Here is a 25,855-nt window from a genome sequence, read left to right as displayed (position 1 = left end):
TAAAAAACAAAGATTAACTAACTAAAGATACTATGAATTACAACGAAAAAAGAGATCATTTTATCTCTCCAATATTAGAATGGGCAAAAGCCAACGCACCACAACAAAATGTTGCCAATAGCCTGATTATGGCCGTTGGCGACGCCAAAAGCAATTGTGAGCGTTTAAAAGACGGCGAACCTTTTAAGGTGCCATCTCAGTTTAACGGCAAAGACTATATTACGATGCTGTTACAAATCGATGCCGAAATTGAGCAGGGACTTATGTTGCAATATTTGTACTCTGCCTATAGTATGGGAGGAGCAAATGTTCCGGAAAAATATCAGGAAAAAGTGCATACGTGGCAAAATATTATTCTGGGTATAGCCAAGGAAGAAATGGGGCATTTCATTTCGGTTCAGAACGTATTAAAAGTAATTGGAGCACCTTTAAATTTTGGAAGAGAAAGCTATCCATGGGACAGCCCTTTTTATCCTTTTCCTTTTACGCTGGAAAAATTCTCTCTTAAATCACTTGCAAAGTATGTATATGCTGAGGCACCCTGCGAATGGCTTGCAGGTGATGATGAACTGGCAATTGAAATTAGAAATTCTGTAGATTCATCAGTATCAGATCCTCATACTGTTGGAGCATTGTTTGTGGTATTGCTTCAGTTAATTAAAGATCCTGCAGTAATATCAGATGAGACTTTTCAGGCTGCGACTTACAATTATCAGGCAAAGTTTGATGAGTGGGGACGTGGATATAAAGGAGGAAGCAGAGGAAGTGACGGACAAAGTATTTATACAAAAAGTCCTGATGTATTGGTAGCTCCGTTATTATCCCGTGACGATGCCTATCAGGCATTGTCTGAAATAGCAGAACAAGGAGAAGGTCTGGAGACTGATGATGCTTTACCATCTCACTTCGAACGTTTCTTGCATATCTACAAAGAGTACAAGGAGATATTAGAAGAAACCAATAACAAATTTGACCCTTCCAGAAATGTGGCTACGAATCCTTATGTAGGTTCAGAATCTAATTTAAAAGAAGAATTAGATGCAGCTGATTCGAAAGAGGAAAAAGAAAGTGATGAAATTAAAAGTCCGGAAGCAATACTTTGGGCCAACTTGTGTGATATTCGTTATCGATTATTGCTTAACTTTTTAAACCACAGCTTTTTATTGGATAATGGTTTTAATAATTCAGGAAATTCTTCTCCTCGTGGTATGATTATCAATTCGGCATTTGGTGAAATGTATAATTTGAGAAGTTTAGCTACTATTCTGGTTCAGACTCCAATCTCAAAGAGTAGTTCTAAAGTAGCGGGGCCTCCGTTTACACTGCCTTATACATTTGATTTGCCTTTTGGAGAACACAATCGATGGAGGTTGCACAGAGATCTTCTGGAAGCTTCAAATAACATCATCGTGAAGTTAAAAAACTATAAGATCCAGCCGCACATTCAATATTTGAACGGACTGCAAGAGGCTGATCAAAAATTGCTACAGGCAATTGCACGTTTAACAGAAGAGAATCTGGTATAGTTTCAGATCATTTTTATTCCCATTAATTATTAAAAGTACCACGATATGAAAATTATTGAATTAAGAATTCTTCCACCAATTGCAATTGGCAGACTAGGAGAATCAAAGAAACCAATGGATGCGTACGATCTTCAATTATCAAAAGAAAAACCACTTGATTATAGAGAAATTATTCCAAAAACGACATTATCAGTTGATCCGCATACAGGAGAAATTACGTCTCACAAACCCTTAAAGATAAAATTTAAAGAAGTACTGGATCTGGAAGACAGAAAAGGAAAGATTCATCCTGTTTCTCCTTTCCTGGAAGTCTTTGCTATTACTGATGAAAAACCGGACGAGTTAGTACCTCTTACAGAAGAATTGCTTAAAAAGTCAGGATTAAGTCTAAAAGATATTTCCTGGGATGTTGATGTGGCAAACATAAAAATATTCAGAAGAACGGGCGACGTAAACGATAAGATGACTGCCAAATTAAGTGATATTAATTCGCACGAACTTAAACCATTATTAGCGGACTGCAACAACTTTCTCCCGGAAAAAAAATTGCCATTAGGCTCTGTTCAGTATGTAAAACCAACAAAAGATTTTCCAGAGCTAAGATTGCGTTATACACCAGCCGGAGGAAAAGTTTATGGTTCCAGTTTACATAGAAATACAGCGTCTGGTATTGACGATACAGCAATAGACCCTACTTTTAAAAAGGAAAATGGAGAAGGAGATGAAGATAGAATATTGTACGATATCAGTAAAGGAAAAGGTAAGTGGCGTGGTTATCAAGAAGGCAGTAATCCAAATATATTCTATACTGTTCCGGCACAAATTTTTGCCGGGTATGGTTATACCGACGATAAAAATGAAAGCTGGCAGGTAAGCTGGGGCTATATTGATGATGAATGTGATGGTTTTGTAACGGTTAAACTAAAAGTTTCAGACAATAAGACCTTAACAGCCAAAGCACATATTAGTGCCGGACCTCCTTCTTTTGCACCTGATACTTTACCAATTCGTGTAGTTTCAGATGAGCTTGAGCAAATTATTGAAGGAACCGATATCGAAGGAGAAGTTAGTATAGAAGAAGCCGAAGAAATTATTCGCAGGGCTTTTGAAACCATTCGTCTGATGAATACAACGATTATGAATGGCAATAGTTACGAGGGGAAACAAAATGTTGCCAGTACAATGGTTCGCCAGAATACAAATGATTTCGGACGTCTTTTTGAACCTATTATGGCCACTTCACTTGTTGACAATCTTGCTTTGCAACTCTTACATGAAAGAGTATTCAACGGATTAAGTTCCGGAGCTTCTCCATGGTTTGGAGATGTATTGCGGAAACCAACTGAAATTGGTGATTTATCAAGCACAGCACTTCGAAAAATGCCTGCCTTAATGCGTGGTGCAGATGGAAGATCACTAACTTTTACGTACCGACAAATTAATACAATCATAAAGGCGGCGACTAAATCTATCTTTAATGACAGTAACCCTGATACTTTGCCGGTATCTTATGGTTCGCCGCTTAAAGCTTCAAATTTAACTGCACAATTGCATTACAGAGGAGTTGGAAATCCTATTGCGGTTTTGCCAAGAACAGCTATTTCAAACTGCTTTCCGGGACTTGAATTTGATTTTAGAAACCTTTGGAGAAGAGCTTTTAACGGCATCGTTCTTATGGAAAATAATAACTATGTACTTGAAGCAACAGATTCAAATTTAATTGGGCATAGGTTGGTAGCTATAGAAGGAAAAGCTACAATGGTACAAACTTTTGGACCTGTATTTCCTGATGGGGATAATGTACCTTTAAAAACAAATGCCAATCCTAATGGCGTTTCGTTTATGGAATGGTCAAATTCTATGGTTGAGGTTTTGCAAAAACAAGGACAGGAAGTTACTTGTCATTTTACGTTAGAACAGTCAATAGAAGAAGTTCTAGTAGATTTAAGCCAATTGAATGATCCTAAAAAATATATTACGGTAAAACTGGTTGTAAATAAAATATTTGATGGCAATAGCGCAGCATTTTCAGATACTGTTTTAAAACCTGGAGAACTAACACAAGGTCTTTGTGCTCCGTGGCAAAATGATTATCGCGAATGTTCTTGCTATTATTGGGCAGCCAGCAGGCCTGATTTTGTAAATATCGTTCCGGACGAAAATGGTTTGAGTACCGGTGATTTATGGATGTCAAAAAAACGAACAGGATCTTATATTCCGGACGATTGGAAAAATACCAGATTAATCTCGTATCAGGATCTTTTTGAAAACTGGCAGGGAGAACTTAATTTCATTATTGAAGGAAAAGACGCTATAGAAAGCAGCGTAGTAAAACCTAAACCGCAAGACAAAAAATGATAGGCGCTATTGAAAGATTTTCTCAGGAAAAACAAAATAACCTGATTGCCACTAAACTGGCACAGGTTATTGTTCCCCAGTCCAGACCGCGTTCTGCCAAAGCACATTTGGTAAAAGGCGGGCAGGCGACTCAGATTTTTATTCCAAACGGAAGCAGACTTTATACTATTTCTCCCGAAATAGAGCAAAGAATAGCTTTTTTAATGAATGAAAAGGACGAAAATGCCTTGCAAAACGAGCTAACACTTTTAGGCATTGATGCTCCGGAATATATTACAGACGAACCTTTGAAAAGTCCGCCTTTGCATGCTTTATCATTAGCAATAGCTCAGAAATGTAATATGGGATGCACCTATTGTTATGCCGATCAGGGTGACTTTGGAGGACCTACAAAAAGTATGTCTTTAGAAACGGCTTTTAAGGCCATAGATCTATTACTAAAAGATTGTCCCGAAGGAGGAAAAGCACAACTTACCTTTTTGGGCGGTGAACCTCTTATTAACAGAAAAGCAATTAGAGAAGCGACTCTTTATGCTGAAACAGCTGCAAAGAAGAAAAACATTCAGGTTAGTTATTCGATTACTACAAACGGTACTTTAGTAACAGAAAGTGATGCAGTGTTTTTTGAAGAATACGGTTTCTCAGTCACTATAAGTTTAGACGGAATAGGCAAAGATCACGATCTGAACCGACCAATGAAAGGAGGAAACGGGAGTTATGACAGAATCATAAAAAACATTCAGCCTTTGCTGGCCATGCAGAAAAAAATGCAGGTCTCAGCACGAGTAACTGTAACGCCGGAAATTACCAATCTTCCGGAAGTTTTAGACGAGTTTGTTCGTATGGGATTTCACGGTGTAGGTTTTTCCCCTTTGTTGAAATCCAGTAACGGACAAAATGAAATGAATAAAGAACAGCTGTCTGTCATGCTGGAAAATATGATTGCCTGTGGACTTAATTTTGAAAAAAATGTATTAGAAGGAAAACGCTATCCTTTTTTGAATATGGTAAATGCATTAAAAGAAATTTCAAAAGGAACCCACAGACCTTATCCTTGTGGTGCCGGTGCCGGATATATGGGCGTATCTGCCGATGAAGAACTATTTGCCTGCCATCGTTTTGTAAATGAAGAAGCAGGTAAAATGGGCAATTTGACAGATGGCGTACAACCTGATCTGCAAAACAACTGGCTTGCCAATAGACATGTAAATACACAAGAACCATGTTCGAAATGCTGGGCTCGTTATTTATGCGGAGGAGGCTGTCATCATGAAGTAATTGACAAAGGAAGACCTGCTTGCGATTATATCAGATCATGGTTGTTTTATACCATACAAGCCAACGAAAGATTATCGAGATTAAAACCCAATTGGAATAATTAATTGATAATGAAAAGATTTCCTGAAACTTTTGATGTTTTTGTTCTTGGAGCTGGTCCTGCGGGATTATGCGCGGCAATACGTTTATTAGATATGGGCTATACAGTAGGAATGCTGGAGCAGGAGGAGTTTCCCAGATCGCAAATTGGGGAATCTCTTTCTCCCGGAATTCGTAATATTTTCGATTATTTAAATGCAGGTCATTTATTAGAAGATGCCCTGTATCTCAATACTATTTCTGCCAAAGTTATTTGGGAGAATAAAGGATATATATACGAACGTCCGGGACAAAATAATGGAGGTACAATTGTAGACAGAAGCAAACTCGATCAGGAATTACTTCAATTTAGCGTTTCAAAAGGATTGTATTTGATCCAGCCGGGAAAATTAAAACAGTCGATCAGTTCCCAAAACGGATGGACTTTAGACATCGTAAATAATTCATCTGAAATTAGAATTAACTCAAAAATAGTTTTAGATGGAAGAGGACGTAAAGGAACGCTTCTGAATGAAAGAGTTCCTATTGCGCCTCCTGCTATTGCAGTCTGGACACATATTGATAATAATGCAGTTTTTAATGAGGCATTTGTCGAAGCCGTTGATGATGGCTGGTTGTGGGGATCTCCGGTATGCGGAAATCGCTATCGCATAATGGCTTTTACTGATACGGTACAATTCAAAAAAAGTGAATTGCATCTTTTGGATTTAATGCGCAAAACCGAATTATTTGCACCATTTGTAAATCAGTTAAAAGATAATGCTGTTGAAAGCTGTTCTGTTACCTCTTTTGTTAATCAGACGCCTTGGGATAATCAGTTTATAAAAATTGGTGAAGCCGCTTTTACATTAGATCCGCTTTCGTCTACCGGTGTCGAAAAAGCAATGCGTTTTTCTTTGCAGGTTGCAATTGCAATAAATACTTATCTAAAAGACCCGGATTCAGAACATCCAAAGAATTTCTATGAAGAAAAATTGATAGAGTCAGTTGTAAATCATGCGCACTGGACCGCTGATTATTATCAGAATGCCTGGGCTTGCCATGATAAAACTGAATTCTGGATAAAAAGAATCAATTTTCGATTGGATATTTCGAACCATAAAACAGCATTTACAAACAAACTAGAAAAAGAATTTAATACAGAAAAATCAATATTTGAACATAAACAGACAGCACCAATTCCTGTTGATTATATCTTACACCAACTTTGGAATGAAGAAATAGTAGTTTCTCCAAATATTACATTTAAATCTGTTTACGCTATCGATAATGATTGCATAGTGATAAAACAGGCATTAATACATCCTAATCTGGAGCGACCTCTGGTTTATTTGGATCAGGTAGAATTATTTCCACTTCTTAAAGGCATGAATAGTAAAGTCGTCTCCGATATTGTTATTTATCTGAATAAATTTATGACAATAGAAAAGTCTAAGAAAACAGTGATATTTCTTTTATCGAATCAATTGCTTACTGTAGCTCAAAATTCATATAGCTTACGTTAGAATTTTTACATTCAGGAGAAATATTCTAAGAAAATTAGTTCTAAAGTCAGATACTTTATGAAGTCTCTGTTTTTCAATTATATTTGTTTAAAATGGCGCAAACTCATAGACATTTGCACAGCGTAAAGAAAAACATCTCGTAGAGCGGGGCTGTTTTTTTAACTTTTCTTGAAAATTTTGTATTTTGGTTTTTCGTAATCAGTTATGTCCAAAATAATATCATAAACGCCTGTTGAAATTTCTATATTATCTCCTTTTGGCATTATTCCGTCGCTCATATCTTTTCCAAAATTTAAAGTCCAATCGTCATTAAAACGAAATTTAAGCTCTCCTGTTTTTAAAGTCACATTTTTAATTGTCCAAATTCCTTTTGTTTCAGTTTCAAAAAGTTTTGCATCAGGGCCTTCCCAGCCTTTTTCTGTGGCAGTTCCTACAATTCCCCAAGAAGGAAATATTTTATTTGCTTTTTTTAGTTGATTTCCTACATGAAAACTTAATGACTCTATTTGTGAAGTCTTGTTTCTTTCAAAAATTACATCACCCATTAATTCTTCAGCGAAAAATAAATTTTCTTTTACAGGAAATAGAATAGTTGTGGGTCCGTTGCCACTTTGCAATTTTAATTTATTGTTTTCAACTGTAAGGTACATTACAAAATTGTCTTCTACTTGATAAGTTCCCACATATTGCTTTAAAGTTTCTGAGCTTACGTTGGCTACAACTGGAATTTTATAATCTTTATCATATAAATTATACAAAGTTTTTATAATAGCATAAGTGGCAGTGTTTAAACCTCTTTCTGTATTTGTAAGCAGTATAATGCAGATATCATCTTCGGGAATTTGAACAAAATTGCTACAAAAACCAGCTGCATAACCACTATGACCAACTGTCATTTTTTTAAACATTGGCATTGTAATCCAGCCATAACCATAATTGTTTTTGAAAGGCGTATATGCTTTTTCTAAACTTTGTTTGGAGATAATTTTGTAATTTTTTAGTCCATTATAATATTTGTTTAAATCTTCAACAGTTGAGTATATTCCACCAGCTGCAAAAGGCATAGGTGGATCATAAACAATTGATGGTTTTTGTTCTTTTTCTGTAAAAATCTCATAGCCAATGGTTTTATTTTCACTTTTTAGATTTTTAAAAGCAAAACCACTTTGTGTCATTTTCAATGGTTTAAATATGTATTTTTCAACTGCTTTTTCGTAGCTTATTCCAGTAACTTTTTGAATTATATAGCCTAGAAAATAATATCCCGAGTTAGAATAACTCCAATCAGTTCCAACTGGAAAATCCAAAGGTTTTGTTTTTTGAAATTCAATAAATGATTTTTCCGTTTGGTCTTTCATATCATTTCCTCTGGTATAGTCATAAATTCCAGAGGTATGGGTTAACAAACTTTCAATTGAAATAGCACTTGCATCGGGATAATCTGGATAAAACTTTGAAAGCTTATCCTGTAATGAAAGTTTTTTTTCTTCTACTAATTTTAAAATTACCGTTGCTGTAAAAGTTTTTGTAATGGAATATATTTGAAAAATGCTGTTAGCGCTATTTTCCTTTTTTAAAGCTACATTTGATAATCCATAACCTTTATCTAGTAAAGTTTCTCCTTTTTCAGAAATAAAAACAGAACCGTTAAATAGATTTTGTTGATTGTAAAATTCAAAAAGTTGTTCTAATTTTTCTTTCTTGCTTTGTGTAAAACCTAATTGTGTTATAAATAATAAAATAAAAGTTATTGATTGAATTGATTTCATGTTTTTTTTGACTTTTTATTGAATTCTAACTAACGGTTTGCCTTTTGTGACAGTTGCGTAAATGTATAATAAAAGATTACAAATAAAAATTCCGAACTGAATTTTAAGCAAAATTCAGAGCACAAGCTAAACTAGCACATCCAATAATATCCCTCGCTCTCCAAAGAGTTCTTGTAAAAATCTATGCGAATATCACCTTCGATATTGTTATTTATCTGAATAAATTTATGACAATAGAAAAGTCTAAGAAAACAGTGATATTTCTTTTATCGAATCAATTGCTTACTGTAGCTCAAAATTCATATAGCTTACGTTAGAATTTTGGTTGTACCATCCATCCAGAATTTGAGTTGAAAAAATTTGAACCATAAAATATTAGATAGTAAACGAATCAACACAAAAACCTGTGGAGAAATTTAAAATATTTTGTATTGACTAATTATTTTAACTGCAATCCCGATAGCTATCGTGAGCAAAGTTTTTTTATACATATCGGATTTTATAAAAATACAAAGTTCGCAAAGCTTTGTGTTGATACAGCTTTGCGAACTTTGTGTTTTTTAAACTTACTATTAGATAAGAATCTTAGTGTACTTGCGGTTAATACTTAAGAATTAAAACAGAATAAAAAGCATAGAAGTGTAGTTAATTATTTCTACTTTCTTTAAACTAAATATATTGAGTACGATAAACTGCCGGTGAAACATTCGCCATTGCTTTAAAAAAACGGACAAAATTAGATGGAGCAGAAAAATTATGATCATAACTAATCTCAGTAATAGTTTTGTCTGTTGTCAGTAAATCATATTTACAGGATTCTACCAATTCATTTTTAATAATATCACTTGCATCTTTGGCAAATATTTCGTGGCAGAGCTGGTTAAGTTTATTCCGGTTTATATTCAAAAGTGCAGCATATTCTTTTACGGTTTGCTTTTCTTTGATATTTTGTTTTATTAATTCCTTGAATTTTAGCATATTTAAGTTTTCATAAAGATTGCCTCTCAAATCATAATTTTTAGTATAATCTCGGTTTAAAAGTATCAATAATTGGTACAAATAGGCCCTAAGAAGCTGATGGCTGTCATTTTTAAGATTGCTAATTTCTTTTTTTACTGCCAATAAAAGGTTTTCAAACATTTGTATTTCATTTTCTGATAGCGAAAGTATTGATGAAAATGTTCCTCCTAAAAAGTAATAAAGACGATGAAGAAAAAGAGGGTCTTTTAAAAAAGTTTCTATAAAAGCACCTTCGAAAAAAATTACCATACATTTTTTTACTGCACCTAATTCCCATTGACGCGGCAGACCCGGACGAAGGAAAAGAACACAAGGCGCATTAATCTCGATATGTTTTTCTTCAAGAAGAATACTTCCTGTGCCTTCCATAAAAAAGAAAATCTCATAAAAATTAGTAATATGCAGTTCTTTCATGCCAATACTCTGATCTGAAATTTCAGAGAGTTCAACACAATCAAGCAGTAATTCTGCACCATATTTATTTTTCTCAAAATTAACTTTTAACATATTTATTGTATAAAGGAATTTAAACCAATTTAATATTTTGCAATCACTATTTTTCCTTCTAAAACGATCGGAATTATAATGCTTTTTTGTTTTACATCAACAAAAAAATCTGCAGGACCGTACACAAGAGGCAATTCTAGTTTTACAGCTGTATTTTTCTTCAAATTAATTTTTTCCAAAAAACCTGCTGCATGATCTAGTGCAGCCCAATTTGAAACCAGCAGTGTATTTTCATCCAAAAGCCACAATCCGTCAAAAGCTCCGCTAAAATTTCCAATTCTTTCATAAACAGCTTTGTTTTTTTTCCATTTTACAACACCAATCTGTCCTGCATTAGGATTTTCGAATATAAAACTGCAGACAAACAATTGGTTCTTTTTCGTATCATAAAAAATTCCATTAACGCCTTTTAGATTGACTATTTCAGTTGCTCTTCCTGTTTTTAGATTGACTTCAAAAATAGCTCCTGTATCAGTAGCAGAAACAAACAAAGTAGTACTGTTTTTTACAGTCAGATCATTAGTAAATACAGTATGATATTTTGCAAGACTTATTTCTTTTACTTTTTTACCAGTTCTTAAATCAATCCCGACAATTCTTTCCAAATCGGCAGTGTACAAAATGTTATTGAGTACAGCCGTACCTTTTGGCGCATTTAGTTTTTCAGTGGTAATACTTTTTACTATAATTTTTCCATTGCAATCTACTTTACTGATATATCCATCTCCATCCGCCGCTGCTGGATCAGGATTTGTACCAATATTAGTTATATAAAAATACTTTCCGTCAGAATTTATGCTCTCAGGCTGTGCAAAATCTTTAATAGTTTGTGCTTTTATGCCTGCTGAAAGTATTGTAAAAGCGACTATCAAAAAGAATTTTTCCATAGTGTTTATTTTATGAATTTGAATATTATTCTTTTGGTTATGAAGATAATTTAAATATTTGAAAACTTTAAATAGCAGTTATTAAAAAAACGGTCTTAAAGACCGTTTTTTTTTTATTTTTTTGCCCAGTCCCATTTTAGATAATAAGCCAGGTAAATGTCAATCAAATGCTCACCTCCGTAATCTGGATATTCTGCTAATATTTTTGCTTTATACTCTTCTTTTGATTTTGACTCGGAAAGTGTTTTGTTTACAAAATCAAGATATTTAAGATCAGTTTCAAATATACTTCGATCAGTTGGATTTCCATGTCCTGGCAAAATCAAAGTATATTTTTTATTGCTTTCTTCTTTTTTAATTGCTTTTCGCCATCCATCAGTATTTCCAGCTATAAATAGATGTGTTTTGTTGTAGACAATATCTTGTAAAATATTGGTTTTTACTTCTGGAATTTTAATTACAAGTGAAACAGCATCTTCATTATTCAATGATTTTTCAAAAATAAAAGTAACGCCATCGATAACTTCTTTTCCTGTTTTTTGAACATGAGATGGTTTGTTAAGTGAGGTAGCAATGATGCTGCCAAATTGTTTTTGCCTTTGTTCTAAAACCTGTTGTCCTGCTTTTTCGATTCCTTCCTTTGTTTCTTCGAGGGCATAAACCGGAACATTCGGAAAAGCATCTCCAAAACCAAGATAATGATCAGGATGGTCATGTGAGATATAAAATCTGGTAACTGGTTTTTTTAGGCTGTCGGTTAATTTTTTGACTTGCTGCGCATAGGGAGCATAAAATTGACCATCAACTACAATTAATTCATGCGGCAGTTCAATAACGTGTGTAGTATTGGTAAACATTTCAGGTGGAGCAACAACGGTATAAATGCTGATTTTTTTAGTTTTCAAAGCTTTTATAATACTGGCTTTTGGCAATTCCTGCGCTGTCATTGTGGCAATTGCCAATAAAAATGCAACAGCTGTTTTAGAAAAATATTTCATTTGAGTAATTTATTGAATTAATAGTAAAGTTTCTTTTTTTAAATTATTTAGCAGCATACAAAATTGGCAGATAAATATCGATTAATTTAGCACCAGCATAGTTAGGATAAAGTTTTAGCACCTCATTTTTATACTCTTCTGCATTAATAGCGTCGTTTTTAACTGTTTCAATTTGATCCAGGTATATCAATGCATTATCAAGATCTGAACTGTTAGCCGGTTTTCCGTGTCCTGGAAGAAAAATGTCATAAGCAGTGTCTTCACGGAGTTTTCTAAGTGCAGTTTTCCATCCGTCAATTGGGCCTGTAACAAAAGCGTGTGTATTATGATAAAGAATATCCTGAACAATAGCAATTTTAAGCTCAGGCAGTTTAATTACTAAAGTTGACGGACTTTCTGTATCAAGGACACGTTCAAAAATAAATTTAACCCCGCCGATATTTTCTTCGCCCGGCTCAACTATTTGTGTAGGAAGTGAAAGTCTGCCAGCAATTAGATTGCCCATGTGATGTTGTTTTTCTTTCAATTCTTTTGGAGCATTTTTCTCCAAAGATGCTTTAATTTCTTCAAGAGCGTAAACAGGCACATTTGCAAATGCATCACCCATTCCTAGATAATGATCAGGATGATCATGTGTTACGTAAAAACGGGAAATTGGTTTTTGAAGGCTATCTGCTAAATTACGGAATTCGTTTCCGTACTGGGCAAAGAACTGTCCGTCAATCAATATTAATTCATCAGGAAGTTCAATAATATGCGTTGCATTAGCAAACATTGGAGCTGGAGAAACTAAAGTATGTACTTTAACCAGTCCGGTATCTTTGACTAAATAAATTTTAGCCGGTGGGAGTTGATTTTCCATTGTATTTAAAGTTTTTATCAATTATAATACAAAGGTATTTCAAAGGCTTTGCTAAGTGCTATCAATGCGCATTACTGCTTATCAATTTGCACTACATGGCTTGCATCATAAAAAAAAGCATCGCAGAAAATTTAAAGTAAACCATGTTATCGATATTTTTATTTTAATTCTTTTTCCAAGCCAAACTTACTTTATCTAATAGTGTAAATAAAAAAATGGCGTCAATTGTCTTCAATTGACGCCATTTGGCTTTGTGAGTCTTACTTCACAATTCAAAAATCATTTTACGAATGATTTAAAGAAATTGGCTTACCATATGTAATGTCTGTCTTTCATTGGCTTTGTAAATAAATAAAAAAGAATTCCACCAGAAAAATAAAGTAAAACATCAATTATATCAGAAGTGTATCGTGAGTTATTTTGTGGTAGGTAATATTCAAAATAAAAAGAGTAATAGGTAGAAATGCACAATATAAATAGAAGTGAAAACTTAAAATTTTCATTCTTTCTAAATCGCCTGAATAAAAATGTTAAGAAACCTAATTTAAGATATCATTTACAGAGTAGTTTAAAATTAAACTCATAAATAGATTATTAATAACGGTAAATTTACAGTTTTTTCAAGGTTGTTACTTATGATTTCTATGATTTGATATTGGCTATACAGCTTATAGGTCAATAATCATTATCCATAACGCTTCCTAATTGGACTTAGTACCTAATATAAGGGATAAATATTTTTAACATGCAGATAAGAAAGAACAATTATTATGGTGCTTTAAAAGCATATCCTACTGTAACAAAAAAACTTTCGTTATAAATTTTCCATTGCTGCTTGGTATTTGCATTTTCTATAAGAGGAATAAATCCTCGAATAAATTTTCCGCCTATATTAATGCCATTTGGTAATTCATAATTTAAACCTGCTACAAATCCCGCATCTATTTTCTGACTGTAATTGCTTTGAGTTTCTCCATTGCCATAAAAGGATTTATCTGTATATAAATTCCCATTAGCGTCTTTTCGTTGTATAGAAGCATTTAGTAAGATACCTACGTAAGGCCCTGCATAAACTTGCAATCCTTTATAATAAAAGCTGGGACTTGCAGGAAACAGATCAATAGACTGACGTTTTAGTTTGCTTGCAAAAATAGGATTAATGCCATCATCGATTTGGATTGTCATTAGTTTTCGGGTGAAGAATATTTCATGTTTTAATCCAAAGTATTTAGAAGTTTTATTATCCAAAGTGATGCCTATTGTTTGTCCGGTTAAACTTCTTGAAGAGCCACCATTAGAGAAGTTATCTATATTTTTGCCTGTTAATGATGTCCAGTTTATGCCTCCATTTATTCCAAAAGTAAGACCTTCTTGTTGCGCACTAATTTTTAGTATAAAAAAAAGCACGATGCAAATTGTAAATGTATTTTTCATTTTGTTTGTTATTATTTTAAAAATTAATATCCCAAATTCCAGCCGTCTTTTCTAGTTCGACTAGTGCGGCGGCATAATTGTATAGGGTTTGATAATAATTAAGTTGTGTTTCATTGTAGGTTCGCTGTGCATTTAATACTTCAAGCAAACTGGTTTCTCCTCGTTTATAGCTGTACACTTTTCCATCAAGTATTCTTTGGGCATCAGCCAATAAACCGGTATTAAATTGGCGAACTTGTTTTTGCGCAGTGAGATAATTAAACCACGCTTTTCGTACTTCTACCTGAATTTGCAGTTCTGTTTGCTGATACAGAACATCGGCTTGCTGCAAACTAAATTCGGCAGCTTTTAGTTCTCCTTTATTTCGATTTGAAAATTTAAGCGGAATAGTAATACCTGCAGATACAGCATTTGAAGATGGAGTAGGAGCAACAATATTGGTAACTACAGCTGCACTTTCCACCCCTAAACTTAATCCTAAATCCAATACTCTGTTTGCTTTGGCTAGCTTTAAAATATCTTGTGAGACATTCTTGTTTTTAAGAGCTGCTAATAAGTCGGCTCTATTATTTTGAGCAGAAGTTATAAGTTCATTCAAATCAAATAAACGGTCGAATTTGGTTAAATCTCCTGAAGGTAAATACAACGAATCTGCTTTTTGATTCCCTACAATTATGCCGAGCTGCAATAGTGATGTTTTCCAATCGGCTTCACTTTGATGCACCTCATTTAGCATAGAACTGCTTTCCAGTTTACTTTGCTGTGCATCAATCTGGGTTATACTCCCTAATTTAAACCGAATACTATCCGTTACAGCTATATTTTTAAGAATAGTGTAGGAATTTGATTGTACCTCATAGATTTCTTTTTGCTTTAAGCTTGCCAGATAATTTAAAGTTGCGTCGGCTCGAAGATTCCGAAAATAATCTTCAAGTAAAGCTTTGGTTAGCTCGCTTGTACTTTTTGCCAGATTTATTCGGGCTTTTCGTTTTCCGCCAAGTTCCATTGTCCAACTTAGTTCTGATGAAAAACCATATCCCATTTGCATTCTGTGTTGCCCATTATCATTTGCTCCAATGGTGATTTGTGGATCTGGGAATACCCTTGAAGCTTCGACATTGGCCTCGGCTATATTTACATTAAATTTTTCGGCAGCATATTCTAAATTGTTTTTATTGACTAATGATAAAAATTGAGGATATTTTATTTTTATTGCTCCAAATAGGGTGTCAATTTGAGCATTTGACGGTGTTGCTATAGCTAACAGTATTGTAAGCGCGACCCACTTATATTTTATATTTTTAATCATAATTATTTCTTTTATTAATTATCGATTTTATCTTGAATGACTTCATTTTTCAAACCAAATCTTTTCTCGATCAGATAATACAGAGAGGGTAAAACAAATAAGGTCAGGATTGTAGAAAACAACAATCCGTAGACAATTACCGTTGCCAAAGGTCTTTGTACATCGCTACCAATGCCGGTTGCTAATGATGCAGGCAATAACCCTAATACAGCAACAGTAGCAGTCATTAATACAGGTCGAAAGCGTTGTTTGGCACCATTTGTTACTGCGCCAAGTAAATCCATTCCGTTTTTGCGAAGCTGATTAATGTGTGAAATCATTATAACTCCATTTTGTATAGCAACTCCAAACAAGGCTATAAAACCTACTGCAGAGGATACATTGAGCGTCATACCGCGTATATTAAGTGCCAGCATTCCTCCAAATAATGCCAGTGGAACGATACTCATTAGTAATCCAGCCTGACGGAATTTTCCAAATGCACCATATAATAATACAAACATGAGTGCTAAAGCCAACGGAACAATTATTGACAGATGACTATAAGCTCGCTCTTGGTTTTCAAATTGTCCGCCCCATTTTATTTTAAATTGCTGGTGATCGTATTTTACTTTGTTTTCAATTTTGGATTGAGCCTCACTCAGGAAAGAACTTAGATCTGTACCTCTTAAATTTAGGCGAACAGTTAGATGACGTTTGTTCATTTCTCGGGCAATTGTGCTTTCTCCTGTATTGAGTTTGATATCGCATACTTGCGATAAAGGAATTTTAATTCCCTGAGCATTAGTCAACATTAGGTTTGCTATTTTTTCAGGAGTATTGCGGTTCTCTTCATTGTAACGTGCAGTGATATCATAGACTTTATTGCCTACAAAAATTTGAGAAACGGCTTTTCCGCCCATCGCAACTTCTATCAACTCTGAAACATCATCTACATTCAGTCCATACTGAGCAATTTTCTGGCGGTTGGCAATGACTTGTATTTGCGGTAATGGCGGCTCTTGATCTATGGCAAGATCAACTGCACCTTTTATATTCTGAAGGGTTTTGATAATATCTTCGGCAATTCGACGAGTTTCTTTATAATCTTCTCCATATACTTTTACAACCAATTCGCTGTGTGCCCCGGAAATTTTATCCATTACGCCATCAATCATGGGTTGCGAAAAACCAACATTGTAACCTGGCATAGTATCATATTCTGCAGCAAGTTCTTTGATTAAATCGGCTTTGGTTTTTCCTGATTTCCACTCGCTATAGGGTTTTAAACCAATACTGCATTCGTAGTGCGAAGGAGTCCAGGCATCAGTTCCATCATCATTGCGTCCGGCCTGTACCATCATATAGGTTACTTCATCATGTTTTAAAGTTCGATGGCGCAGTGTATCACTCATTTCTTTGGACTTCTCTAAAGTGATACCCGGCGGTAATGAAACCTGTAGCCAAATTGATCCTTCATCCAGCGGTGGTAAAAAATCTTTTCCAACCAATAGCGTAAGAATAAAAGCAAGCGTTAATACACCCATCAAAGGAGCAAATACTTTTTTAGGAGATTGCATTATTTTTTGAATGCGATTATAATAAGAGTTAGTGAGTTTATCCAGCCATTTATTATGATACATTTTTTGTGGCTTGCGATAGATAAAATAAGCCAATCCGGGAATTAGCAATAAGGCAACTAATAAAGCACCGAAAAGCGCATACCCAACAGTAAAAGCCATGGGCGTAAATAATTTTTTCTCCACTCTTTCAAAAGCAAACAATGGCAGGTATGCCGTAATGATAATAAGAGTGGCAAAAAAGATAGGACGCGCAACACTTTTTACCCTCTCGGCAATACTTTTTTCAGTGAGCTCCGCATCTTCATTGTCTTCTCGCTTCTTTAGGATAGTTTCCATCATTACAATGGCACCGTCGACAATAATTCCAAAATCAATCGCTCCCAGAGAAAGCAAATTGGCAGGAATATTGGTGAATTTCATTAAGATAAATGCAATTAAAAGCGAGATAGGAATCGTAATAGCGACTAATAATGCACCTCTCCAGCTACCCAGAAAAACAATTAATACTATAATTACCAGTATCATTCCTTCGAGTAAAGTATGCGAAACGGTTGAAAGTGTTGTGTTTACCAAATCGGTTCTGTCTAAAAAAGCATGAATCTGAACTCCCTTAGGAAGATAGTTTTTGTTTAAATCATCAACGGCTTCATTTACACCTTTTAATACAACTGATGGGTTTTGGTTTTTTAACAGCAGCACAATCCCTTCGATGTTATCCGAATAATCAATTCCACGTTTGTCTGTATATCCCAACGCGCCTTTACGCTCAAGATTTCCGTATTTTAATGTGCCAATATCACTCAGATAAATAGGAATACCATTTACAGATTTTACTACAATACGACCTATATCATCCAGGTTTTTCACCAAACCTATTCCGCGCACGACATAAGATTGATCTCCGCGATCAACGACACTTCCGCCTACATTTGCATTGTTTTTTTCAATAGTTTGGGTTACTTCACTGAGCGATAAACCATATTGTTCCATTTTTAAAGGATCAAGTTCAACTTGATACTGCGTTGTGATTCCTCCAAAATTTGTAACATCGGCAACACCCGAAACCTGTTTGATTCGAGGAATAATAGTATACTCTTGTAATTGACTCAATTCACGTAAATCATGATTTTTACTTTCAATAATGTAACGGTAGATTTCGCCTGTAGGAGAGGTAAGAGGATCCAAACCGGGTGTTGCTCCATAAGGTAATTCAATATCATTTAGACGCTCCTGAATTCTTGTTCGGGCAAAATAATCTTCGATGCCATCATCAAAAACAATAGTGACCATAGATAAGCCAAAAGTACTTTTGCTACGCATAACATGCATTCCAGGTAAACCATTTATAGCACGCTCAATAGGAATTGTAATTTGCTGTTCGATCTCTTCGGCTGCCAGACCCGGAACTTGCGTGACCACTTGCGAGGTTACATCGCCGATGTCCGGATAGGCTTCAACTGAAAGCTGTGTCCAGGAATAATAGCCAAATAGGGAAAGGAGTAAAAATAACGCCAAGATTAACCAGCGTTTTGCAATTGTTGCTTCAAATATATTTTGTTTCATTTTTTTAAGATTTAAAGGCGCTGAGGAACTAAGGTTGTAAGTTGACCTTTATAGTTGTTTTTTTGCCACAGATTAAAAATATTTATTGTAAAGTATAAGAGACTGAGACTGTTCAATGAGACTGAATACTTTTTAACTTATTTTACTTCCAGGAGATAAAATGCTCCTTGGCTTATGATTGTTTCATTTGGTTTTAATCCGGAAAGGATTGCTATTTTTCCATTATTGGAAATTCCTGTTTCTACATAACGTCTGGTATATTCTCCCTTAGCAATTTGGACAAGTACAAAACTTTTATCATTAAATTGTAGTACGGCTTTGGCAGGAACAAACAAAGTGTTTTTTGGAGTGTCAGTAAATTTCACAGTTACATACATTCCGGGCTTTAGGGCATGATCACTATTGAGGCATTCGATTAATACTTGTATACTTCTGGTGGTCTCGTCAACGATTTCATCGACATGGTAAATTTTTCCAGTAATTTTTTTGTTAGGATAAGAGCCAACCTGAATTTCGGCACCATCTAATTCATGTATAAAATGAATGTCTTTTTCTTTCACCTGTCCTGCAACCCAAACCTTTTTTAAATCGGCAACTTTAGCTCTGGGAGTATCATCTGCTTTTATGTATTGTCCCATTACAACTTCGTTTGTAATGATTTCTCCGGCGATAGGAGAAGTGACTATTAGTGGTTGACCAAAAATTAGTTTATTTACATTTACCCCAAATATTTTTAGGCTTGCAATTGTATTTTGATATTCTTTTTCGTTGACTTCGAAATTGGTTTGTGCCTCTTCCAGATCTTTTTGTGAACCCACACCATTTGCCTTTAAATCCTGCTGGCGTTTTAATGAAAGTCTGGCAGCCTGATAAGCTGATTTTGCCTGAAAGAAGTTTTTTTGAGCATCGATAAAATCAGGTGAAACCATCTCAAAAAGAGGTTTGCCGGGTTGGGTTTTCATCCCTAGTTTTAAATGTACTTTGGTAACCCTTCCAGAAAATGGAGGTGCAATTTCAGCATAAAAATTTGGAATAGCTTTTACTGTACCTGCCGTTATTAATTCTGATTGATAGGGCTGATTTTTTATTGTTTCGAGTTTTAGTTTCGATGCAATTACAGATGTTGAAGGAACAATAATCGTATCTCCTTTGATGGCGTAATTTTCTTTTTCGGTTACAATCTTGTTATCATTACAAGCAGTAAGAATTGTTATTGTTAGTAGAAAAAGTATAATATTCGGATATTCTATTTTTTTACTTGGAGCATTAAATAGTAGAATTCTGCTGTTGCATTTTGTTTTATGTGTCATGGTAGTATTGATATTATTTAGATATTTTACGATTTGTATGTACAAACAATAACAGGGCTGTATCTCAAATAGATTAGAGAAACAAGTCAAATTAAATATTGAGTTTTGGGATCAAAAAAGAATTCAGATATGTTTTTTTTTTGATTTTAATTCGCTGGCGAAAAAGTCAATGACATCTCTGCAGAAGCGAAATTTATAGTTTTTGTTTACTGGGAAGAGGAGGTATGTCCATTTTAGATTTTTATTTAGTAAAATAATTTTCGTTTAGAATGGTGCAAAAATAAAACAACCCCTGAAGAGGGGCTGTTAGAGATGTTTTAGAAAAAAATTAGAATTTTATTAGAAAGATCTAATTGGTACTATTTTTTAAGACATGATAAGGCTCACAGTAAATATCGTTCCTGATTTTTTATCGGATGTAATAGCTATAGTTCCCTTGTGAAGTAAGATGATTTTTTGGGTCAAAGACAATCCAATACCATTTCCGTCGGCATAGAGTTTATTTGATCCGCGGTAAAATGGTTTAAAAATTTGCTTTAAATCTTCTTCTGAAATTCCAATGCCCTTATCTACAAATTCCAAAATAATCTGCTCTTTTTCAAGTCTGATAATAACTTTACTTTGTTTGTTTTCTGAGAATTTACAGCCATTTTCAAACAAGTTTACAAAGGCAACTTTTAGCAGATATTCGTTTCCATTGATTGTAATTTGATCTTCATCTTCAAAATCATTTTCGAAATGAATTGCTATATTATAATTTGGATTTGATTTTTGAACCTGTTGTTGGGCATCAAGTAAAATTTCATCGATGCGAACTTGTTTGAATGCTATTTCCGAAGGATCATAATTTGCTTTGGCAAGATCCAGCAAGCTATTGGATAGTTTGGCTATCTTTTTAGCATCTTGCAGTGTGTTTGAAATTACAACTTTATATTCTTCATTATTGCGTTCTTTATTAGTAGATAGTTCCAGTTCTGTAATAATAGCAGAAAGAGGCGTTCGTAATTCGTGAGAAATATTAGAGACAAATTGCTTTTGCGAATCAAAGGAATTTTCCAGACGGTTTAACACTGTATTAAAAGTGGAAGCCAGTTCTGATATTTCATCTTTACTTTGGTTAGTATCTAATCGGAGATCAAGATTTGTGGCAGAAATATTTTTTGCCTTGCTTGTCATTTTAACAATAGGCTCAAATGCTTTTTTTGAAAAAAAACGACCAGCGATATACAACAGTAAAATGGATATAATGAAAACAATAATACAGGTTTTAAGTAAATTATTTAGTTTAATATACCCAAATCCGTCATACGCAGCTGCAGTAATGACATATTCTTTTCCTTGAAATTTATACTTCATTCCAATTACTTGCCAATCATTTTGATAAAATTGGATTTCGCTTTTTAGGGCAATTTCATCAATCATTGGTTTGGTTTCCTTTACAACATCTATATCAACAGCATCGTGATATAATAATCGGAAAGAGGTTGTATAAATAGCAACTTCGACTTCATTTAATGTAGCTCTATTGTTTCTGTAAATATCTTGTAATGTTTTGCTGTTTACTTTGGCATTAAAAAATAAATTAGCTTTGGTAACGGCTTCTTTTTTTAATAGTGTATAAAATTCTTTTTCTCTGTTTTGCTTTGCAGAAATTAAGATAATACCAGCAAACACTAATAAAATAGTAGCTGTAATTAATGTAAATAATATGGTTAGTCGAGTTCGGGTTTTCATTCTGTTTTCAAAATAAATCCCATTCCTGATCGGGTATGAATGAGTTTTTTATCAAAATTTTTATCAATTTTCTTTCTCAGATAATTAATGTATACATCAATAAAATTTGTACCGGTATCAAAATGAGTATCCCAGACTTTTTCTGCAATTTCAGTTCGGGATAAGACACGCTCCGGATTTTGAAGGATATATTCTAAAAGTTTAAATTCTTTGGGTGTAAGATTTATTTCGGTATTATTCCTTTTTAAACTTTTGGTCTGGAGGTTCATTTCAAGATCAGCATATTTTAAAATAAAACCAATATTATTTAAAGTGCTATTGCTTCGTTTTAATAAGGATCTGATACGAACTAGAAGCTCTCTCATTTCAAAAGGTTTTGTTAAATAATCATCTGCTCCGGCATCAAATCCTTCTACTTTATCATCAGTTGTACCAAGTGCGGTGAGCATTATTATGGGTAAGTCGGGTTTGATTTGGCGTATTTCTTTACAGAGATCCAGCCCGTCAAGTTTTGGCAATATAATATCGGTTATAATCAGATCATATTGATTATTAAGTGCTAATTTTTTTCCCGATAGACCATCATAAGCTAATGTTGGAATAAATCCGTGCTCTGTAAGACCTCTCTGGATCAGCTCAGCAACTCTTTGATCATCTTCTATTATTAAAATTTTCATCTATGCAAAGTTATAAGATTGGGATATAATAAATGAAAACAAAATAATTATTCAAGGATAATAAAAGCCTGTACATATTTTATTAAGTTCTTTTTTAGAAATAATAATTTCTGATTTATGTAGTTTTGAAAACTTGAAATATAGTTAAAAAGAGATAAAAATTTCTAATATTGTTTTTCAAAAATACTGTTTTTCCTTTAAAGCATTATTAATTCTTTAGTGCTGATTTTGGAGTTTGTTTAGTAGATTATAAAAATTTGTTTTAAAGAAATGGAATATTATCTATCCAAGAGAAACCGAGCGTAGAAGCGTTGATGAATTGATTCGAGACACTCTTTCTATTAAATAGATAGACTTTCATTTACAGTTACTACAACCAATTTGGTCAATAGGTTTAATGGAATGTTAGTTTTAAAATGTTAAGACATATGCATTCTTATAACATTAATAAACTTTCGTTATCATTTCATTTATAGGCAAACGAACTTTTTTCGTAGCCGCCATATAGTCTTTTTCCGAATCACGGTATCCTAAAGCAAGGATAACGGTAGAATGCAATCCTTTTTCTTTCAAACCCAAAACGGCATCGATAGTGGCGGCATTAAATCCTTCGATAGGAGTGGCATCCACTTTCAATTCTGCCGCAGCAATAAGTGCAGTTCCTAGCGCAATATAAGCCTGTTTGGCAGCCCAAAGTGCTTTTTGTTCTGCGTTAATATTGTTAAAATAGGAATGCAATCCATTTCTAAATCCTGATAAGGCACCAGAATCAAGACCTCTTTGCTTTTCTGTCATTGCCATATAATCGTCAATGTAAGTCGAAGACATGTCAGTGAATGCAGCAAAAACCAACAAATGAGAGCAAGAGCTAATCTGTCCATTATACGAATCAGCACCTAATTTTTGCTGAATTTCCGGGTTGCTTACAACAAAAACACGGTAAGATTGCAGACCGCAAGAAGATGCTGAAAGATTTATAGCCTCTAAGATCTGATCGACCTTATCTTCTGTTACTTTAATGTTATTGTAAGCTTTTGTGGCGTAGCGCCATTTTAAATTTTCTATCAAATTCATTACTATGTCTATCTTAAATTTTGACAAATATAGATGATATTGTTTTCTTTTTTGAGTTTTTGAAGTGCTCACGGAAACTCCAAATCAATCATCTTAGTTCACTAAAGAATATTTATCTGTTTTCCTTCCTTATTATATTTGTTTAAAGATTAATAATCTTTTAAGATATTAAATAAAAGAATAATTAACTGATTTTACGTACAAATAAAAATATTTAATCTTTTATATTCAAATTTGCAGGGTAAAAAAACTAAACATTATCATCAGATGAGAGCGAACATACAAGAAGATAGGGGAATAAACGAAAAGCAGGATATTGAAAATACCCAGAATACAATCCAGAATGATTTTGCATTCACACTAAAGAGCACTTGTTTAGATGAAAACTATCACCCGTCAAGTCAAACGCGTTTGACAACCAATTTTGCAAACCTGGCCAGAGGAGGTAATCGCCAACAAAACTTACGTAATGCATTAAATATGATTAACAATCGATTCAATGCATTGGCTCATCTAGATAATCCAAAAGCTGATCGTTACCTTGTAGAACTTGAAATCATCACAGTAACGATGCGTATTGATGATAAGAATGGTATTAACAATTTGCCGTTGATTGAAGTTTTAAAAACGAATATTTTTGACCGCAAGACTAGCCAGCGTATCGAAGGTATTGCCGGGAATAATTTTTCGTCTTATGTTCGTGATTATGATTTCAGTATTTTATTAATCGAGCACAATAAAAATAAATCTAATTTTTGTATCCCTGAAAATTTTGGTGATTTGCACGGAAAACTTTATAAGTGCTTTGTGAATTCAGTCACTTATAAAGAGCATTTTAAGATGTCACCGATCATTTGTCTAAGTGTATCGAGTAACAAAACTTATACTCGTACGGAGTATCAGCATCCGGTTCTGGGTTTTGAGTATCTGCAGGATCAGTATTCTATCACAGATGAATATTTCTCTAAAATGGGCTTAAAAGTTCGTTTTTTCATGCCTTCGAATAGTGTGGCACCGATGGCTTTTTATCATTCCGGAGATCTGCTTGCTGATTATACTGATCTTGGACTAATCAGCTCAATTAGTACGATGGAGACTTTTCAGAAGATTTATCGCCCTGAAATTTACAATGCAAATTCAGTGGCTGGGAAAATCTATCAACCTACTCTTAAACACGAAGATTATTCACTGACTCGCGTGGATTATGACCGTGAAGAGCGCAGCCGATTAGCTATTGAACAAGGTAAATATGCAGAAGAGCATTTCATTAAGCCCTACAAAAGTCTCCTGGAACAATGGTCTGCTAATTTTACTCTTTAATTGATTACAACGCATTAACATTATACTACTATGAAGAAATTATTATTACCTACCTCTATTGTTGGAAGTTTACCCAAACCTGCCTGGCTTGCACCACCCGAAAAACTTTGGTCACCATGGAAATTAGAAGGCGATCAGCTACTTGAAGGAAAACAAGATGCTTTACGCATTTCTCTGCAGGAACAACAATTGGCAGATCTGGATATCATTTGTGACGGCGAGCAGACACGCCAGCATTTTGTAACGACTTTTATCGAGCATTTAAGCGGTGTAGATTTTGAAAATCGTAAAACAGTAAAAATCCGTAACCGCTATGACGCGAGTGTTCCAGTGGTTGTAGGTGATGTTGCACGTCAAAAAGCAGTTTTTGTTGAAGACGCTAAATTTTTACGTAAACAGACTAATAAGCCTATAAAATGGGCATTGCCAGGTCCGCTGACAATGGTAGATACCTTGTACGACGACCATTATAAAAGCAGGGAAAAATTGGCGTGGGAATTTGCGAAAGCACTCAATGAAGAAGCAAGAGAACTTCAAGATGCAGGGGTAGATATTATCCAGTTTGATGAACCTGCATTTAATGTGTTCTTTGATGAAGTAAACGATTGGGGAATGGCAGCATTAGAAAGAGCCATTGAAGGTTTACACTGTCAAACTGCGGTTCATATTTGCTATGGTTATGGAATACAGGCAAATACTGATTGGAAAAAGACATTAGGCTCAGAGTGGCGACAATACGAAGAAATTTTTCCGAAAATTCAAAAATCTAAAATTGATATTGTGTCTTTAGAATGTCACAACTCCAATGTGCCTTTAAATTTAATGGAACTTGTTCGCGGTAAAAAAGTAATGGTCGGTGCCATTGATGTAGCAACCAACACTATAGAAACACCAGAAGAAGTAGCTGATACTCTGCGTAAAGCTCTTGAGTTTGTAGATGCCGAAAATCTTTACCCTTCTACAAACTGCGGTATGGCGCCGTTATCTCGAAACATAGCCAGAGGCAAGTTAAATGCTTTAAGCGCAGGAGCAGAAATTATACGCAAAGAACTTGGGATTTAGT

18 protein-coding genes are annotated in these 25,855 nt (G+C 34.3%); 6 read left to right on the top strand and 12 right to left on the bottom strand.

Annotated features, from left to right (window positions below):
- Positions 1-32: 32 nt before the first annotated feature.
- Genes C8C83_RS23540 through C8C83_RS23525 form a run of 4 tightly spaced genes read left to right on the top strand, consistent with a single transcriptional unit; the run spans position 33 to position 6,766 of the window.
- Positions 33-1,526, top strand: a complete 1,494-nt coding sequence (locus C8C83_RS23540) for a ferritin-like protein (RefSeq protein WP_121330975.1) — start codon at positions 33-35, stop codon at positions 1,524-1,526.
- 45 nt (positions 1,527-1,571) lie between these two features.
- Positions 1,572-3,884: a hypothetical protein gene (locus tag C8C83_RS23535; protein ID WP_121330974.1), complete on the top strand. Its 2,313-nt coding sequence runs from the start codon at positions 1,572-1,574 to the stop codon at positions 3,882-3,884.
- Entirely contained in the window at positions 3,881-5,266 is a 1,386-nt protein-coding gene (locus C8C83_RS23530) for a radical SAM protein (RefSeq protein ID WP_121330973.1), read from the top strand. Before C8C83_RS23535 ends, C8C83_RS23530 begins: the two co-directional genes overlap by 4 nt.
- A 6-nt stretch (positions 5,267-5,272) precedes the next feature.
- The gene (locus tag C8C83_RS23525) at positions 5,273-6,766 is read left to right on the top strand and encodes a tryptophan 7-halogenase (RefSeq protein ID WP_121330972.1); all 1,494 of its coding nucleotides are present in this window, start codon (positions 5,273-5,275) and stop codon (positions 6,764-6,766) included.
- Between the two features lie 158 nt (positions 6,767-6,924).
- Here C8C83_RS23525 and C8C83_RS23520 read toward each other — a convergent pair whose 3' ends face one another.
- The 12 genes from C8C83_RS23520 to C8C83_RS23465 all read right to left on the bottom strand — a co-directional run bounded on the left by C8C83_RS23520 (position 6,925) and on the right by C8C83_RS23465 (position 23,472).
- Positions 6,925-8,535, bottom strand: coding sequence for a serine hydrolase (locus tag C8C83_RS23520; protein ID WP_121330971.1), 1,611 nt, complete (start codon positions 8,533-8,535; stop codon positions 6,925-6,927).
- Positions 8,536-9,204: 669 nt separating this feature from the next.
- Positions 9,205-10,062 (bottom strand): AraC family transcriptional regulator, encoded by an 858-nt coding sequence (locus C8C83_RS23515; protein WP_121330970.1) that lies wholly within the window; start codon positions 10,060-10,062, stop codon positions 9,205-9,207.
- Between the two features lie 29 nt (positions 10,063-10,091).
- Positions 10,092-10,949 (bottom strand): hypothetical protein, encoded by an 858-nt coding sequence (locus tag C8C83_RS23510; protein WP_121330969.1) that lies wholly within the window; start codon positions 10,947-10,949, stop codon positions 10,092-10,094.
- 113 nt (positions 10,950-11,062) lie between these two features.
- Entirely contained in the window at positions 11,063-11,947 is an 885-nt protein-coding gene (locus tag C8C83_RS23505; protein WP_121330968.1) for a hypothetical protein, read from the bottom strand.
- A 43-nt stretch (positions 11,948-11,990) separates the two neighbouring features.
- Positions 11,991-12,809, bottom strand: coding sequence for an MBL fold metallo-hydrolase (locus tag C8C83_RS23500; RefSeq protein ID WP_121330967.1), 819 nt, complete (start codon positions 12,807-12,809; stop codon positions 11,991-11,993).
- A gap of 768 nt (positions 12,810-13,577) precedes the next feature.
- A complete protein-coding gene (locus C8C83_RS23495) occupies positions 13,578-14,243 on the bottom strand; it encodes an outer membrane beta-barrel protein (RefSeq protein ID WP_121330966.1) in 666 nt (221 codons plus the stop codon).
- Between the two features lie 16 nt (positions 14,244-14,259).
- Positions 14,260-15,552, bottom strand: coding sequence for a TolC family protein (locus C8C83_RS23490; RefSeq protein WP_121330965.1), 1,293 nt, complete (start codon positions 15,550-15,552; stop codon positions 14,260-14,262).
- Positions 15,553-15,566: 14 nt separating this feature from the next.
- Positions 15,567-18,677, bottom strand: coding sequence for a CusA/CzcA family heavy metal efflux RND transporter (locus tag C8C83_RS23485; RefSeq protein WP_121330964.1), 3,111 nt, complete (start codon positions 18,675-18,677; stop codon positions 15,567-15,569).
- Positions 18,678-18,814: 137 nt separating this feature from the next.
- A complete protein-coding gene (locus C8C83_RS23480; protein WP_121330963.1) occupies positions 18,815-19,987 on the bottom strand; it encodes an efflux RND transporter periplasmic adaptor subunit in 1,173 nt (390 codons plus the stop codon).
- Between the two features lie 366 nt (positions 19,988-20,353).
- Positions 20,354-21,721: a HAMP domain-containing sensor histidine kinase gene (locus tag C8C83_RS23475; RefSeq protein WP_121330962.1), complete on the bottom strand. Its 1,368-nt coding sequence runs from the start codon at positions 21,719-21,721 to the stop codon at positions 20,354-20,356.
- Complete coding sequence (locus C8C83_RS23470) at positions 21,718-22,398, bottom strand: response regulator transcription factor (RefSeq protein ID WP_121330961.1); 681 nt, start codon at positions 22,396-22,398, stop codon at positions 21,718-21,720. Before C8C83_RS23470 ends, C8C83_RS23475 begins: the two co-directional genes overlap by 4 nt.
- A 444-nt stretch (positions 22,399-22,842) precedes the next feature.
- Entirely contained in the window at positions 22,843-23,472 is a 630-nt protein-coding gene (locus C8C83_RS23465; RefSeq protein WP_121330960.1) for a nitroreductase family protein, read from the bottom strand.
- Positions 23,473-23,739: 267 nt separating this feature from the next.
- Here C8C83_RS23465 and C8C83_RS23460 point away from each other — a divergent pair, with 267 nt between their 5' ends.
- A complete protein-coding gene (locus C8C83_RS23460) occupies positions 23,740-24,792 on the top strand; it encodes a DUF1852 domain-containing protein (protein WP_199735320.1) in 1,053 nt (350 codons plus the stop codon).
- Positions 24,793-24,822: 30 nt separating this feature from the next.
- Entirely contained in the window at positions 24,823-25,854 is a 1,032-nt protein-coding gene (locus tag C8C83_RS23455) for a methionine synthase (RefSeq protein ID WP_121330959.1), read from the top strand.
- The last annotated feature ends 1 nt before the right edge of the window (position 25,855 follow it).

Source organism: Flavobacterium sp. 90, from assembly GCF_004339525.1.
Classification (GTDB): Bacteria; Bacteroidota; Bacteroidia; order Flavobacteriales; family Flavobacteriaceae; genus Flavobacterium.
Note: the sequence above shows the minus strand (reverse complement) of the source record. Positions and strands in the feature narration are given on the sequence as shown.